This window comes from Thainema salinarum CENA647 (assembly GCF_057732415.1).
In genome coordinates this window covers 1,984,345-2,000,063 of the sequence record NZ_JBYJZJ010000022.1, presented here as the reverse complement: position 1 = coordinate 2,000,063, position 15,719 = coordinate 1,984,345, and the positions used below count along the sequence as shown (strand labels likewise).

At 51.8% G+C, this 15,719-nt stretch carries 15 protein-coding genes and 1 pseudogene; 6 read left to right on the top strand and 10 right to left on the bottom strand.

Annotated elements, in window-relative coordinates; genetic code table 11:
• Positions 1 to 300: 300 nt before the first annotated feature.
• Positions 301 to 663, top strand: a complete 363-nt coding sequence (locus tag AC286M_RS15665; protein WP_488205273.1) for a HesB/IscA family protein — start codon at positions 301 to 303, stop codon at positions 661 to 663.
• Positions 664 to 762: 99 nt separating this feature from the next.
• Here the strand turns inward: AC286M_RS15665 and AC286M_RS15660 are convergent, their stop codons facing one another.
• The 7 genes from AC286M_RS15660 to AC286M_RS15630 form a co-directional block, all read right to left on the bottom strand.
• Positions 763 to 1,200 (bottom strand): DNA phosphorothioation-associated protein 4, encoded by a 438-nt coding sequence (locus AC286M_RS15660; RefSeq protein WP_488205272.1) that lies wholly within the window; start codon positions 1,198 to 1,200, stop codon positions 763 to 765.
• 4 nt (positions 1,201 to 1,204) lie between these two features.
• Positions 1,205 to 1,861 (bottom strand): 7-carboxy-7-deazaguanine synthase QueE, encoded by a 657-nt coding sequence (locus AC286M_RS15655; RefSeq protein WP_488205271.1) that lies wholly within the window; start codon positions 1,859 to 1,861, stop codon positions 1,205 to 1,207.
• Positions 1,854 to 2,243 carry a 6-pyruvoyl trahydropterin synthase family protein gene (locus tag AC286M_RS15650; RefSeq protein ID WP_488205270.1) on the bottom strand — a complete coding sequence of 130 codons (390 nt, stop codon included), beginning with the start codon at positions 2,241 to 2,243 and terminating at the stop codon, positions 1,854 to 1,856. The genes AC286M_RS15655 and AC286M_RS15650 overlap by 8 nt, the downstream gene beginning before the upstream one ends.
• A 15-nt stretch (positions 2,244 to 2,258) precedes the next feature.
• Complete coding sequence (locus AC286M_RS15645; protein WP_488205269.1) at positions 2,259 to 4,331, bottom strand: AAA family ATPase; 2,073 nt, start codon at positions 4,329 to 4,331, stop codon at positions 2,259 to 2,261.
• Positions 4,328 to 4,498, bottom strand: a complete 171-nt coding sequence (locus AC286M_RS15640) for a hypothetical protein (RefSeq protein ID WP_488205268.1) — start codon at positions 4,496 to 4,498, stop codon at positions 4,328 to 4,330. The genes AC286M_RS15645 and AC286M_RS15640 overlap by 4 nt, the downstream gene beginning before the upstream one ends.
• A 301-nt stretch (positions 4,499 to 4,799) precedes the next feature.
• Entirely contained in the window at positions 4,800 to 5,033 is a 234-nt protein-coding gene (locus AC286M_RS15635; RefSeq protein WP_488205267.1) for a hypothetical protein, read from the bottom strand.
• A 391-nt stretch (positions 5,034 to 5,424) separates the two neighbouring features.
• On the bottom strand, positions 5,425 to 5,649 hold the full coding sequence (locus AC286M_RS15630) for a hypothetical protein (RefSeq protein ID WP_488205266.1): 225 nt from the start codon (positions 5,647 to 5,649) through the stop codon (positions 5,425 to 5,427).
• Between the two features lie 132 nt (positions 5,650 to 5,781).
• On the opposite strand from AC286M_RS15630, the gene AC286M_RS15625 reads away from it, so the two are divergent.
• The 3 genes from AC286M_RS15625 (at position 5,782) to AC286M_RS15615 (ending at position 10,710) form a co-directional block, all read left to right on the top strand.
• Positions 5,782 to 9,345: an NB-ARC domain-containing protein gene (locus tag AC286M_RS15625; RefSeq protein ID WP_488205265.1), complete on the top strand. Its 3,564-nt coding sequence runs from the start codon at positions 5,782 to 5,784 to the stop codon at positions 9,343 to 9,345.
• A gap of 97 nt (positions 9,346 to 9,442) precedes the next feature.
• A complete protein-coding gene (locus AC286M_RS15620) occupies positions 9,443 to 9,916 on the top strand; it encodes a hypothetical protein (RefSeq protein WP_488202633.1) in 474 nt (157 codons plus the stop codon).
• Between the two features lie 50 nt (positions 9,917 to 9,966).
• A complete protein-coding gene (locus AC286M_RS15615) occupies positions 9,967 to 10,710 on the top strand; it encodes a hypothetical protein (protein WP_488202632.1) in 744 nt (247 codons plus the stop codon).
• On the opposite strand, the pseudogene AC286M_RS15610 reads toward AC286M_RS15615, so the two are convergent.
• Positions 10,660 to 11,783, bottom strand: a pseudogene (locus AC286M_RS15610) (ISAs1 family transposase). The gene AC286M_RS15615 and the pseudogene AC286M_RS15610 overlap by 51 nt on opposite strands.
• Positions 11,784 to 12,003: 220 nt before the next feature.
• On the opposite strand from AC286M_RS15610, the gene AC286M_RS15605 reads away from it, so the two are divergent.
• On the top strand, positions 12,004 to 12,210 hold the full coding sequence (locus tag AC286M_RS15605; RefSeq protein WP_488205264.1) for a hypothetical protein: 207 nt from the start codon (positions 12,004 to 12,006) through the stop codon (positions 12,208 to 12,210).
• A 2-nt stretch (positions 12,211 to 12,212) separates the two neighbouring features.
• Here AC286M_RS15605 and AC286M_RS15600 read toward each other — a convergent pair whose 3' ends face one another.
• Positions 12,213 to 12,512, bottom strand: coding sequence for a hypothetical protein (locus AC286M_RS15600; protein ID WP_488205263.1), 300 nt, complete (start codon positions 12,510 to 12,512; stop codon positions 12,213 to 12,215).
• 273 nt (positions 12,513 to 12,785) lie between these two features.
• Between AC286M_RS15600 and AC286M_RS15595 the strand changes: the two genes are divergently transcribed.
• Positions 12,786 to 13,205 (top strand): hypothetical protein, encoded by a 420-nt coding sequence (locus AC286M_RS15595; RefSeq protein WP_488205262.1) that lies wholly within the window; start codon positions 12,786 to 12,788, stop codon positions 13,203 to 13,205.
• Positions 13,206 to 13,431: 226 nt separating this feature from the next.
• Here AC286M_RS15595 and AC286M_RS15590 read toward each other — a convergent pair whose 3' ends face one another.
• The gene (locus tag AC286M_RS15590) at positions 13,432 to 15,609 is read right to left on the bottom strand and encodes a DNA phosphorothioation system restriction enzyme (RefSeq protein ID WP_488205261.1); all 2,178 of its coding nucleotides are present in this window, start codon (positions 15,607 to 15,609) and stop codon (positions 13,432 to 13,434) included.
• Positions 15,610 to 15,719 lie beyond the last annotated feature (110 nt).

The following is a 15,719-nucleotide window of genomic DNA, read 5'->3' as shown; positions in this document are numbered from 1 at the left end:
ATCAGGTAAGAATCAGGTCAACGGGTGTGTCATGTTAATGCGTTTGGGGGCATTGCTAAGGGCACTGCTGCAATCTTATGTTTCATCTTAAGCATAGAAGCCGAGATCGAAAGCGGTTCTTATTAAGTCAGGGGGTTAGAGTTTATGAAACGTCACATTTAGATCCTTTCAGTTCAATCATTACAGACAGATTCAGTATGAGTTGAATAGATTCGATAGAATGGTGACAGATCACAGGCTATTCTCGTTTACTGGTTAGATTAGCTGACCATTTTGTTGCAGAAGGAGTCCAGCAGACTAATGACACAAACCACTCAGCAAACGGCCCAACAGGGCATTCAGATGACGGACGCGGCGCTGAAGCATGTTCTGGCTCTGAAGGAAAAGCAGGGTAACGATCAGCTTTGTTTGCGGGTTGGTGTCCGCCAAGGCGGTTGCTCTGGTATGTCCTACATGATGGATTTTGAGGACATTAGCAATGCCCGTGATGATGATGAAGTTTACGATTATGAAGGCTTCAAGGTGATCTGCGATCGCAAAAGCCTGCTCTACCTCTACGGCCTGGTTTTGGACTACAGCGACGCCCTAATCGGCGGTGGCTTCCAGTTCACCAACCCCAACGCCAACCAAACCTGCGGCTGCGGCAAGTCCTTCGGCGCTTAACGCCAAATCTTGGTAGGGGCGAATGGCCATTCGCCCTGAACCCATTAACATTACGTAAGGGCGAATGGCATTCGCCCCTACAGGTGTTTATTTTTGGCCTCAGATAATTCCGTCTAGGTCGATGCCAAAATCGGTTTCAGACTGTTGCTGCTGATTCATTAACATCAGCAAAATGTGGTTTAGGTAGCCATCAACGCCGCGCAGTTTCTCTTCTAAAATTTGCAGCCCACCGTTGGCATATTCCTGAAACAGATTGGCCCGCAACTGCTCATGGTCTTCGTCGTGCATCAGGACTTTGGCATCTTGCTCATGAGCCACGGCAATCAGATCAATAATTTGAGCATTCTTGAACTGATTTAACGGAATCGGATCCGGTTCTTTTCGGGATGTCTCGCCCAGCGGCAGACGCCGTTGATAATGAAACCCCACGACCGCCGCGAACGTAATCGCCTCAGCGTAGGTCTGAAAAACCTCCGTGCGCAGCCGTCTGACTAACTCAGCTTTTTCCGTGGCAACTTTAATTCGAATTGCAGCCATTATCCTATTGCACACCCAAGAACTTATGCGTTTGCAGACTGACGCGCCACTGTGGATGCTTGAGAACGTAGTTAAACACAATGTCTTGGCTGTTGAGCGACTGCCATTCCGGTTGCAGCAGCTTGACAGCGGTATCGGGAACCTGAGCTGCCTGCTGTTCTGCCCACTCCAGATCTGATTCGTCGGCAATCACCACTTTCAGTTCATTGGCATGGACGTAGATGCTGGGATGGGGAGCCTTAGATCGCTTAGGCGAAAACGTCACCCAGTCAAACGTGCCGCTGAAGGGATGAGCGCCGGAGGTTTCCAGATGCACTTGGAGGTTAGCTGCCTTAAGCTGCCGAGTCAGTTCCGTTAAATCGTGCATCAGCGGTTCTCCGCCCGTGATGACGACAATTTGGGGATTGGCGGCACGGGCAGCGGTGACCAGAGCGGCGATCTCCTGACGGGGATGGCGCTTGGGATTCCAGGAGTGTTTGGTGTCGCACCAGGGACAGCCGACATCACAGCCCGCCAGTCGGATAAAAAAGGCATTGGTGCCAGCCCAAAAGCCCTCGCCTTGAATCGAATGAAAGGTTTCGACAATCGGCAGATCCGTTGCGCTCACCTGACTGACGGGTCGATGAATTGTGTTTGGATTCGTCATTTCAGCGTTAGTCATCTTCGTATTCCACCCAAGAGTTCGGCGTTTCGGAGACGCAAACCTTCAGCTTCACGCCTTCTGGGACTTCTTTCTTGGTGCGATCGTAAATGTATTGAGCAATCATTTCCGCCGTGGTTTCATAGCCCTCCGGCAGCACTTCATTCAGCACGCAGTGATCAAGTCCGCCCTTGAGCATATCCCGCTTGGCCCAGCGCAGCGTCCGAAAATCGCAGACCATCACCTCATGGGGACAGTATGCCGACGAATGCAGCCGATGCGATTCGGCTTCGATGCGGACTCGGTAGGTGTGACCGTGCATCCGCCCACAAGGCCCGTCATAATCGCGAATTGAATGGGCGGCATCAAACGTAAATTCAGTTGAGAGTTTCCACTTTGGCATAAAGTCCAGCCTATCCTATTCCCGATCAACCCTTAATACTTCTGTCCAGGTATGCTCATTGGCGCTTGGCTTCACCAGCGGATAGGTGCGCCCGTGCAGGTGAATATCATCCAGTTCGGTATCAGGTTTAGCCGTATGGTAGACCAGCACATATTCGGCTGCGATCGCACTATCCATTTCAGATTCCACTTCACCGCGCCACTGGGTTTTGCTGACCAGGACGATCAGCTGATCGGCCAGTTGGGTGATTGCCTGGGCAATATTGCGCCGATTCAGTTCGTCCAAGCTACCAAAGGGCGAATCCATCACCACTGGGAAGCCGCCGCTGTCTAATCCTAGCGCTGAATGCTTCTGACTCCAGTAGCGCACCCGCTCAATCACGCTGCCGATAAAGGCTAAGCTGAGGATTTGATTTTGTCCAGTAGAAGCGGCAACGGGCACTCCTTCCGCCTGCGCCGGATCGATCAGCATTAGCTCATAATCCTCCGTCAGCTTCGGCAGGTAGGAGGTAAACGAAATTGATCGCCAAATTTCCCGCACTTTCTCCTCTAGCTTGGCCCGAAAGGCTAAATCCACCCGCCGCGTCACTTCTTCCAGCCGCTCCACTGCATCTTGGGCGGCGGCAATCTGGCGCTTGACCCGAGCCTGCTCCTTATCTTTGGCCTTATGCTCTTTAATTTGCTTATTCGCCGCCAGAATATCGCCATCGAGTCGCTGAATCGCTTCATCTACGCGGCTGTCTTCCCGATGCAGATCAATAATCCGCAGTTCAATATTTTCCAGCCGCTGCTCCATGCCCTGGACGTTGACATCTTCATTGCCCTTGAGCTGCTCTCGAATCGCCGCCAGCTTATCCTCGGTTGCGCCGATCTGCCGCCGCAGGTTGTCGATACTGGCCTGCTCCTGCTCAATCTCGGCCCAAAACTCCGGCACCTGCCGCTCCCAGGTTCTCACGTCACCATTGAGTGCCAGCACCGATTCTTCCACATCTTGTAGTCCGGCTCGATTCAGCCAGGTTTCCACCTGATGGCGATGCTCACTCTCCGGCGTCAGATCCGCACCGCAGATACAGCGCTGATCATCCAGCAAATCCTGAACAAACTGCTGCTTAATCCCAGCGGGCAGTTCCCCCCGCTGGCGCAGGTCGTTGGCCAGGTTGCGAAACTGCGCGATCGCACTATCCAAAAACACCACATAGCCCCGCGCCGAAATTGTCCGCCGCAGCCGATCTTCACTGCGCTCTAGCTGCCGGGTCAGCTCATTCTGCTGGCGGTCGAGGTCATCCCGTCGCCCCTGAATTTCACCCACGCTGGCTAGATCGCGCAACTGGGCACTGATGCGCTCCTTCAGTTCCTGCTGATTGTCCAGTTCAACCGCAATTTCCTCTTTGCGCTTCACCTGCTGATCGCGCTGCTCCTCCAGCAGGGCCTTATCGGACAGTAACCGCTGCGTTTCCGAATCGCCAATATCCCGCAGCTCCCGCTCCAGCGCCCGCCGCGCATCGTCCAAATGCCGCACCGAGCGCTCCAGCACCTCCACACTGAGCAGCGTTTTGATTGCCCGCGCCATGTCGGCCTTGTTTTCCGACTTGACGATCCGCTCAATCCGCTCACCGTCAAAGAAAAAGTAGCGATGCAAACTCTGCGGCAGCACCAGCCCAATCGCCGCCTCCACCTCATCTTCCGGCTGAGGCTTGCCGTTGATTGTCAGCTGTAGCGCACTTTCCGTCTCGGAAACTTCCACATCCGCAGGTTTGGTTTTGGTCGATTTGGGCTTAACCTGCGATCGCAGTCTCTTGGCCTGATACAGCTTGCCATTATGCTCAAACGCCACTTCCACCCAGCAGTCTACCGACTTGCCCGCCGCAGCCTCCGCCACAGCACGACTGTTCACCATTGGCCCCGGCGCAAAAGCGGCACTGGTTTCGCCATAGAGCACCCAGGTAAACGCATTCAGCAGCGTCGTTTTGCCTGCCCCATTGTTACCGTGAATCACCGTCGTGCGGCGCTCCCCCTGATAGGCCAGCTTCAGTTCCACCTCTCCCCAAAACTGCCGAAAATTAAAGAGCTTGAGCGACATCAGCTTCATCGAACCGTTTCCTTAATAATCCGCAGCACGTCGGCCTTGATGCGCGGTCGATCAATCGCCAGATGCGCCTTCTCAAGCTGAATCACATCCCGAATGATTTTCTCAACCTTCGGTGGCGCAGTTTTGATCGGTTCTTCGATTTCGCTTTGGGGATTCTTGGCAGACATGGAGTGAGGAGTGGTAGATGAGCAGTTTCAGTTGAGCAAAGCATGAAACCCAGCACCAGCATAGGTTCCATTATTGTTAGCTTATCCTACACACTCTAATTCAGTTTTACTAGCGCGATCGCACTTCCCCAAACTAAGACCGCGATCGCACCCACTCATCAACACAAAACCGATCACCTTCAACTTACCTTCGACGAGGTCCAGGACGGTCGTTCGTCCTGGTCGAAGGGGTCTGGGGGCAATCGAAATGCCCCCAGTAGCCAGGTTTTACAACCCCTCAACTATCATCAAACGCATCCCATTACGGCATCGTCCGCTTACGACTCATCACGCTGATGTATTCCCCACTGCGACCCGTGGGCAGCGGCTTACTCCAGGCAATGCGATCGCAATAGCCCAGCGCATCCAAACGATGAATGGCATCGGTCAGGGCAGCATAGTCGCCCAGCAGAATGTGGCGAACGGTTTCCTGATTGAAGGTTGGCAAGCTAAAACTAGGAGAGACAGTGGCCTCTCCGCTGGGTGATTGAAACATACGGGTGTCTCCGTTTTCGACTAAAGGAAAACGGGGAACTATCCAGATCCCTATTTGTAGCGGTAAAGGCAAGATAGCAGGACTAAAATGATCCCAGTCATCTCGACTTACCCGGTTTAAGTTGGGATGATCAGGAGATTTGGGAGGTGGCCGCCTTCCAGATCTCCGCCTAGAATCATTCCCCGCAAAAATTAAGGTATCAAGAAGCGGCTAGGCAGTTCAACCGTATTTATCTGTTTGTAAGGATTAGGTTTGGAACTGCTGACGTGAAGTGCGATCGCACTTTCCCATTCCATCGTAGGTTGGCGTTGAGCAACGCGAAACCCAACATTAGCTACGTGAGTGCGATCGCACTTAATCTTTTTGAGTAGGAAGTGAGATCGCAGGACAGTTACTCTTTGGGCTGTTTGAAGTTTGAGATCGCGGTGATTAGGTTGGCGATGGCGTTGATCACTTCGTCGGTGTGGCTGAGTAGGAAGGTAAAGACAATAATCCAGACGAGTGGATTGGTGGGGTCGAGTGGGACTTGGGAAAGTTCGATAGGCAGGTTGGGTAGTTCGGGTTCGATGGTTTGAATGGTTGAGTTAGTGGTTTGGGTTTCGGTTGAATTCATCATGTTTAGGTAACTCCGAGTGGTTGATGAATTCATCGTATGGGTGTCTATTTGTGTAGAAGTTCCCAGAAAGTTGCCAGAGGTAGAAAAATTGGTACACATTAGGTAGAGACTTGGTAGATAGCCCGCCACCCAATGGATTGGAACGAGTTTTTAGTTGAATTTAGTCATCGTTGTTTGCGTCTGACACCAGAGCAGCATGACGTTTTTGTGGCGCGGCTAGCAGATGAGAACTACGGCAAAAGTGAAGCGAAGGTTGCCGACGAAATTTATATCAGTGCGGCCAATCTAAAGAAACACATGAATGCGGTTTATGCTGCTGCGGGTGAGGAATTTCCAGAGGTAGCAGCCGTCAAAGGTCGCGGCAAGCTGAAAACACTACGGGCCTGTCTGAAAGAAGCTTATGCACAATCGAATAAAGAAAAGCAAGTTGATCCTCCAAGTCCCCCAGAACTGGGAGATTTAGGGGACGAAAAGCCTTCGTCTAACCAAACATTGCCACTTAAACCCGGTGCGCCGTTTCCGCAGGTGCGGTTGCCGGAGAACTTTGTGCCGCGACCGGATGCGCTGAATGCCGTAAAAGCCAAGCTGCTAGCGGAGGATGAGCGGACGCTGGTGGTGAGTGCGATTTCGGGTTTGGGTGGATTAGGGAAATCGGTATTGGCGGCGGCGCTGGTGCAGGATGGGGAGGTGCAGAGGCGGTTTGAGGATGGCATTTTGTGGGTGACGCTGGGGCAGAATCCCGATTTGCAGACGCTGCTGGGAGATTGGATTCGGGAGTTGGATAAGTCGCGGGAGGCGTTTAGTGCCAATACGCTGGAGGCGGCATCGCAATATTTGCACAACCTACTGGCGGAGCGGCGGATGTTGCTGGTGGTGGATGATGTGTGGCATGCGGCTCATGCGGAGCGGTTTCGGGTTGGTGGGGCAGGTTGTCGGGTGTTGATGACAACGCGAGAGGCGCAGCTTGACGGGGCAGAGTATTATCCGCTGGATTTGATGACGGAAAATGAAGCGATCTCGCTGGTGCGACAGAAGCTAGAGCGGCAGTGGACAGCCGAACAAAAAACAGAAGTAAAAGCTTTTGCCAAAGTACTGGGCTATTTGCCGCTGGCGCTGGATTTGGCAGCGAACCAGGTGCGGGATGGGTTGACCTGGACAGATTTGCGGGCGGAATTTGAGGTCGAGCGGCAAGCGGTGGCGCTGGAGGTGCTGGATGCATCTGAAGCGTGGGATCGCTTAAAAGAAGAGGAGCAGCGCAAGTATAGTTTACGGGCCTGTTTTAATTTGAGCGTGAAACGGTTGCAGCCGCAGCAGCTTCAGCAGTTTGCCTGGTTGGGCGTGTTGCCAGAGGATGTGAGTTTGACGGCTCCGGTGGCAGCGGTGCTGTGGGATGTGCGGCCTCTGCTGGCCAAGAAGACGCTGATTGACTTGCGGCGACGGTCGTTCTTAACGGAAGGTGTGGCGACGTTTGAGGGAGAGCTGACCTATAGGGTGCATGACTTGATGCACGATATGGCTCGCAATCTGATTGAAGACGGTACGCTCACAATCCAAAATTCAAAATCGCCAATCCAAAATCCTCTCTCTCTGGCTCACCGTCAATTTCTAGACCGCTATCGTCAGTTAGCAACAGATGGCTATTGGCACAAGTTACCGAATGATGGCTATATTCATCGGCATTTGACTTGGCATCTGGAGCAGGCGGACTGGGCGGAGGAAGTGCATGCGCTGATGGCGATGAGCGATGAGCAAGGGCGGAATGCCTGGTTTGAAGCTTGTGACCGGATTGGGCAGCCTGCGATTTTTGTGGATGATGTGGCGCGGGGTTGGCGATTGGCGGAGGCCGGATATGAGCAGGAGCCAACGCAGGCGATTGTGTGGCAATGTCGCTATGCGTTGATTACGGCAACGCTGAATAGTGTGGTAGCGAATTTGCCGATTGGCATGATGGCAGAGTTTGTAAAGCACGGGTTCTGGACAATAGAACAGGCTTGGGCGTATGTGGAGCAAATATCAGTTGAGGAAACGATAGCAACGGCAATTGCCAAGTTAAGACCATACTTATCCAAATCATTATGGCAAAGTGCAGTAAAAAAAGTAGAAAATATTCGGGATGAAAATCATCGCTTCCGAGCACTTATCAGCTTATCAAAAAGCGACAAAAGCTACTTATCAAAGGCATGGAATTCAGCAAATAATATCAAAGACGAGTTCGCAAATATATACGCTATATATGAGTTTACTGCGGAACACCCAGAATATTTCTGCAAAGCCTTAGAAATAGCGAATGATGTTAAAGATGATTTCACTAAATCTATAATTCTATGTAATTTATCCAAGATAAATTCAGCCAAATTTTTACCTTTATGGAAGGTGGCGCAAACCATTAAATGTAAGGTGAGGCGCTTAGATGTTTTGTGTGAATTAACTAAGATGGATGGAGCCAACATTTCAGCTTTGCTGGAAGAAATTCTTGGCAGCAAAATCGACTTTATCTTAGAAAGAGTATTATTTTACTTTTTGTTTGATTTAGTTGAATCTGATTCAATGCACCTACAGTTATGTGCAGAATTTGCAAGAACCAGTCAGGATATGGATAAACGAGTAGCACTATTAAGTGAGTTGGCTCAAATTGATGATAAATACTTTGCTGAAGCGTTGAAAACTGTACAGGATATTCAACATTCATCTCATCGCGCCATCTTGTTGAATTTCATGGCTAAATATAATCGGAATCATGCTTATGAGATATTTGATGCTGCACAACAAATTCAATCTAAATTGGATAAGGCAAGAATATTAAGCACATTAGCTTCAATAGACGAAATCTATTTTTTTAATGCTCTAGAGACGGTTAAAGTAGTAGAAGATGAACTAAATCATCGTTCGACATTACTAGATCAGTTAGCAGAGATCAACCCGAAATATTTTTCAGAGTTGCTAGAAGTTTCGCGAACTATCCATGATGAGGATTCTAGAGCGCTGGCTATTGTTAGTTTATCGGAGCTTGATAGAGTTTATTTCTCAGAGGCAGTAGAAATTGCTCAAGCTATTCAAGGTGAAGTTTTGAAGGCGTCGGTTTTATGTGAGCTATCTGAAGTTGATTCGGCTTGTCTTGTTGAAGCGACCAAAGCCATTAGATTAATTGAAGATCAGAAATTCAAAGCAGCAATATCGATCAAGTTAGCCAGAGTCAACCCAAACTATTTGGCTGAGGCATTAGACATATGTCAGGGAGTAGAAGATCAATTAGATCGGACTGAGAAACTAATTGATCTTGCTAGAATTGATCCAATATGTTTGTATTTAGCTTTAGAGGTAGCACCAATAGATTCCCTATATGCTCTAGTGTTAAGTGAATTGGCAAAAAATGATACGGCTTATTTGCCTGCAGCATTAGAAGCGGAAAAAATGCTATCGGATCCATCGTGGAGAGTTCATATACTGAGTAATCTAATACAAATCGATATATCGTATTTGAATAAAACTTTAGAGACTATGCGATCTATCGAAGAGGAAGCTTTTAGATCATCAGCGTTGCAACTTTTAATAAAAACTGATGAAGTGGATTTTGATGTCCTCCTTGAGGAAGTGCTCACATTTCAAAATGAGTATATTCGAGCATCACTAATGGAAGAACTGGCAAAGCGTAGTGATGCTAACTACTCCATTATATTCAGGGCTATTGCATTCTAAATAGAGACTTGAGAGTGCTAAGTCCAAATCCAGCCCTAGTTCCACCCAAGTTTGTGTTGAGTAGAATTGAGGCAGAGAGTTCAGCAGGTCAAAGCCGATGGCTCAGCAACGACGCAAGCGTGGCACAGCAGGCGATAAAACGATTTGTCTGCCCATTGCAGACGACCTTGACTACGAGGTCTTAGTAGAAGACCGGGAAGCCTTTCGCCAGTATCTCAACGAGCAGATCGCATCCCACCCGGAACTGTTTCCCGACGGGATTGAGGCAGGCTATCGCTTTCACGGATGGGTCGAGTCCTCTCGTCAACAGCTCAAGACCCGGCGGATTTTGCTGCCGAGTACCGGAGAGGCTTATCAACTGCGTCCCGATTTGGTGATGCCGTACATGAGCGAGACGGCGGAGATGGCCGACAAAGCGCTCTATTTAAGAAAGCATGGCCTGTCGTATGAGGGGATTGCCTATGTGCTGGGCCGTTCTGAGATGCACTGGTATCGGCTCTGTCAGTCGTTCGGTCGAGCCTCGATTGTGGGCAGTACCCTCAAAAGGGAAACGGCGCTCCCCCCCATCTAGTTGCCGATGAGAAGCATTGTGATTGGCACGGGCAGCGAGTCTATCTGGCAGTGACAGCGGCGCAAGGGTGCGTCCTGGGAGCCAGTCTCAGTGCCAATGCGGGTCAGGATGGATTAACCGCAGCCTATGGGGTATTCCAGCAGGAAGCTGCCCATCATGTTCCCGACTATGCGCCCGAGACGGTGACGACTGATGGTTGGGAGGCCACCCGAGCCGCTTGGGAGGAGCTATTCCCTGGCCTGGTCTGGATTCTGTGCTTCCTGCATGAGGTGATTAAAATTCGCGATGGGTGCCGCTCTAAACCAGTCCTGGGTCAGCAACTAGCCGACAAGCTTTGGCATCTGTATCGGGGCCAGAGCAAACGTCACTTTGCTCAACGGTTGCGTCGGTTGCTGGAGTGGGTGAACACCCACGCGTTGCCCCAGGCCATTGACGCTCGCTTGCGACGCCTCAACGACAAATCTCACGTCTTCCAACGCGCCTTTGACTTCCCTGACGCCTATCGCACCAGCAATCAGGTTGACCGTCCGATGAACTATCTTGACCGCATCTTGTATGCCATGCAAGATTTTCATGGATTCTGGGACTCGGCGGAACAGTCGGTGCGCTCGATGGCCTTACTCTGGAACTTCCATCCCTTTTGTCGCAAGACTCGCAAAGCAATGGGCGGGTGCTTATGCCCCTTTGAGCAACTCAACGGCTTCCGCTATCACGACAACTGGGTTCGCAATTGGCTGATTGCCTCATCGTTGAATGGCAGAAGACCATTGCTCAGGAACGCTGACACAAAATAAGTTGGAACTAGATCCAGCCCGGCGTTGAGCTTGAGCCATATTCTCAAAGCCATGATTGCGATATAAGTTCAGCGCAAAATTACGGGCCAGTGCCCAATTTTGCACCAGAGGAGGGGTTCGAATGCGGGAGGCATCTTCCCCTTGAGTCACATCTCGGACATAATGCACCTTGTTTTCTACGCCCCAATAGCCTCGGATGCGTTGAGCAAAGGCTTGGACACTCTCACAAAAGGAAGCCACGTAGTAACGGGTGTCGTGAGACACCTCAACGATGTCGGCTCGATGCACCTGGCGCTCGGATTGAACTCGAATCAGCGTCTGCAATCCCGGAAACTCGGGCATGTTATCCAGGATGTGACTCATGCTGATCGTTCGTTTTTCAATGCGACCATGCCCTTTGTTGAGCTGTTGGACGGTTTGCTGCGCCTGAAAATGAGTCGTTACGGCCTGGAGCAGCCCAGATTGGTTGCCTTTGAGTGCCCCCAGATAATGGTTGCCACTGCTGAGAATCACCTCAGCCGTTTTTTTTGAGTACTGATCGCATCAAAGGCAAACACCACTCCATTGAGCGCCAATTGTTCAATGAAGATGGGCAAGGCTGTGATTTCATTGGTTTTGGACTCCACCTCATAGGGCTCCAGGATGAGTCCTCGTTCCACAATGTAAGCGCTGACCAGCAGAATCGCTGGATGCGACTCGACCTGTGGGTCATCGCTGAGCGCTTCATAAGACCCCCGCACAACTTTGCCATCAGTCGCAATCGTTTCTCCAGGCTGAGGATGAACGCCGAAAAACCGAGATAAACAGGCGGCATACTCGTGATAATCCACCCGCAAGAGCGTTCGTCGAATGGTGCTGTAGGAGGGTAAACGGTCTTGAGGAGGCGAAAACAACGCCACTAATTCATCGTGATACGCCTTGAGCCAATCCCCGATCGCCAGAAATCCCCGATTCCCTGCCGCAACGGCCAAGGTGAATAGGGCTAAGCATAAGGCTTGGCTATGCCGTTGTCCGGCTCGACGGCGGGTATCGGGTAAGTCGGCAAAGGCTTCTACAATCGCAAGTTGAGTCATCTGAACCTGTAGATGAGCGTCAGCTTCGATCCCATATTAGGCTACTTGTTTAGAATGAAATAGCCCTGCCATTATATTAAAATCAGCACAAGCAATTCAAAATGAAGATTCTCGAGCGATAGTTTTAAGCGCACTAGCAAAGCATTCTTCCGCTGAATTCTTACAGCATGTTCAAAAATTAACCTCCGACCTTCTTGTTCAGTCAATTCGTGCAAATGCATTGAGCGCTTTACTTCCTCGTTTACTCCTCAAAACGTTATCTCATTCCGACTGGCAAACCTATCTCCATCTTCTCGCCTCTCGCAAACGCTCAGACCTCATGCCAGATCTCGCCACTCTCTATCCTGCCATCACCCATCTCGGCGGCGAAACCGCCATTCGAGGCGTCGTCGATGCCATGCGCGACGTCTGTAGCCAGTGGAAATAGACTCACATCACCGTTAGCCAATCCAAGCACCCTGCAACAGCAACCAAGATCCCTGCAATCATTTCCGAGAAGTCTGTTCTTATTTCAGAGAAGTCTGCACTCGCAACAGACTTCCCTGTTGTCGTTCCCGACAAGTCTGCAACGCTTCCCGACAAGTCTGTTCTTCTTGCAGAGAAGTCTGCAACGCTTCCCGACAAGTCTGCAACCCTAACAAACTTCCCTGTTATTGCTCCCGACAAGTCTGCAACGCTTCCCGAGATCTCTGCAACGCTTTTCAGGTTGGTGTCGAGCTGGTGAGACACAACAACTTTGGTTCATCGTTGGGTTTCGCATTGCTCAATCCAACCTACATCGCTAAACCCCAAAACCACAATTGCTACATCCCAAAATATTCCTTCTCCGTATTCAAACCAGCACAACGCCCCATATTCAACAAACCTTTGCAATATTGCCAACCCCGATTCTGTACTCCTCCAGACGGCATTTCCAACCCCCAAGGCTACCTTGGAGAAATCACATCGCCAATGTAAGCCAGAAAGTAAGCTAACCCTTAAACTGACTCGCAATCAGCGACTGTGACACAACCTATCCATCAGGAACCATCTACTATGAGTTACCAAAAACGTAAATCCACCCGCATCCTCGAACGGGCCGAAGTGCGCGCCGCCGGACTCGCCGCCATCGACCCCGATCTCGACCTCGGCGACGGTCGCACCCTCAGCCACCTGAACGAGCAAATCGCCCAGCTACAGGCCCAAATCAACACCTACAACACCGCCCTCGCCGAAATCGACACCATCCGCAGCAGCATCCAAGATCGCGAGAAAAAACTCAGCGACCTCTCCGCCCAAATGCTGCTCGGCGTCGCCTTCCAATACGGCAAAGACAGCCCCGAATATCAAATGGCAGGCGGTGTAAAAAGTAGCGATCGCAAACGCCGCAACCCCACACCCCGCCCCAAACCCGACAACCCAACCCTACCCGCAGCAATGTAGACCGAACCAATCCCCTGCGAAATCCAACCACTCCTGACCATCGTTGGGTTTCGTATTGCTCAACCCAACCTACACAACCCTCACCCTCGCCCCCCTCAGCAACCCTCTACACCCTCTACACCCTTTACACCCTTTACACCCTTTACACCCTTTACACCCTTTACAGCCCTTTACAGCCCTCTACAGCCCTTCAACTCCTCACTCCTCACCCCTCACTCCTCACTCCTCACAAATCCAACAACCCATACCGCTCCTGCAACCCATACAGCCGCTGCCGCACTTCACCCGCATTGGTCGCCAAGTCGGCAAATTCTGCCACCCGAATCAGCTCCTTACGCAGCAGATTACGCTCCGTCGCCAGGGTTTTGCGGTCGAAATCCGGCGGCACCACAATCATGTCAAACAGTTCCGCCCGATCCTTGCCCGGAGCCGGACGCAGAATGCGGCCTCGACGCTGGACAAACTGACGCGGATTGCTGCTGCTGGCCAGAATAATCGCCGTGCGCGTCGCCGGAATATCCACCCCTTCATCCAAGCAGCGAATCGCCACCACTCCCGGCAGCAGTCCCGCCGCAAACGTGTAGCGCAGATCCTCCCGCTCATCCAGCGTTGTCTCCGCCGTGTAGGACTTGGCCTGGAAGCCCAGTTCCTGGTTCAAAATTTGCATCACCGCATCCAACTGGCGCACGCTGTCATCGGTTGCCTCGTCACGCACCGCCCCATCGTCGCAGTAGAACAGCGTATGGGTCGTCTCTAGCCGCTGCCGCATCAACTCGCGCAGCACGTCCAGCTTATTCACCGCCGAGCCGAGCAGGTGCGATCGCTGTGTGACCAGCGCCGTCAGCTTGGCGCTTTCCTCCGCATCATCCATCGCCAGCAGTTGCATAATCCGCATGGTCAGCTTCTTATACTGCTCTGCTTCCCGGTCGGTCAGCTCCACCAGCAGCGGATGGTAGGAATAGGGCACTAGCGCCCCGGCTGCGATCGCATCTTTCAGCGTAAATTCGGGCTGAATCACCGAGCCGAAATAGTCGAACAGCCGCTCCGTACCTTCTTCGTCAAAGTAGCGCTCCGGCGTGGCCGACAGAGCCAGACGAAAGGGAATGTGAGCAGGTAAACTCTGCTCCAGATGCTGGGCACCCAGATTATGCGCTTCATCGCCGATAATTAGCGTCCGTTTCGGAAAGAAATCCAGCACCGCCTGAAAACTGTCGCCCCGCAGCGTCGAGTTGGTGGTGATCACCGTAATGAAATCCCGCTGCTGCCGCTTCAGGGCAATCAGTTGCGCTTGCAGTTCCGTCTGCCAGGTGTAGGCCCGGTCGAAGGCCAAAATTGGCTCAAGCTGAAACTGCCGACAGTTGGCGGCCCACTGCGTCACCAGATGACGATAGGGACAAATGATGATCAGCGCTTGCAGAGGCTGCTGCTGGTCGGCACTTTTGCGGTAGAGAGCAGCTGCGATCGCAAGTGCCGTGATTGTCTTGCCGCTGCCCGTAGCCATTTTCAGCGTGCCGCGTCCTTTATTTTGAAACCAATTTGCGATCGCGTCTTCTTGGTACCAGCGGAGGTTTAGGTTAGGGGGGAGTAAGGGAAAGTGGGGTTCGGGCAGTAGCAGATTGAGGGATAGGGGTTGATGGTTGATGGTTGATTGGTCGGAACTGGTGGCGGCTCTGGGATTGGATTTGGTCGTGGTGCGGGACTTTTGCTCAACGGGTTCTTTGCGCGGTGGTCGGTTGGGGCACAGCTTTAGCAGCGAACGCGATACCGCTTCTGGAAAGGCGAGGACTTCCACATTTTGGGTGCGGTTATGCCATAAATCCTGAAAATGCTGGGCCTTTCGCAAAGCTCGCTGCTGCACACCCTTGTCCCAGGACGGATAGACTTCAATGCATTCAAAGTTGTCAATCAGCGCACTGGCGCTTTCGTTGGCTGAGCCAGTGAAGGCAATTACGTTGCCCGCTTCGTCGGCAAAGATGCCTAGCTTCTCGTGATAAATGCCCTGCTGACGCAGCGTTTTGGGCACGGCTAGTTTAATTTCCAGCAGTCCCTGACTGAGCAACCAAGTCAGTGCCGCCAGCCGATCCTGCACCAGTTGCGGCAGTTCTGTCTCCAGTTCGCGCAGCAGCGCCGTGGTGAACACTTGCTCCCGCTGCTCCAGTCCCTGCTCAATCGCCTGGACATCTTCAGCAGATAGCTTGGGCGACGTAACCAGCCGCATCTGCCCACCGGAACGGATAAACGCGGTCAATCCTGCCGCCACGGCTGACATGGAGGTGCTGGAGAAAAAGCCGACGGCTCGGTCATAAACCGTCGCTTGCTCCAGACAGGGAACGTAGAAGTCCTGAATCAGATCATCGCGATCGCTACGATATTCATCCTGAATCGTTAGGTCTTGCAGACTCAAGTCGGCACCTGGGAGACATCTATAACAATCCTAAAAGGTAGGTGATATCTGGTTGGCCAAATTGGTTTACACGGATGCTGTGGGCAGGAGAGCAAGAGGGTTGTAAAGGC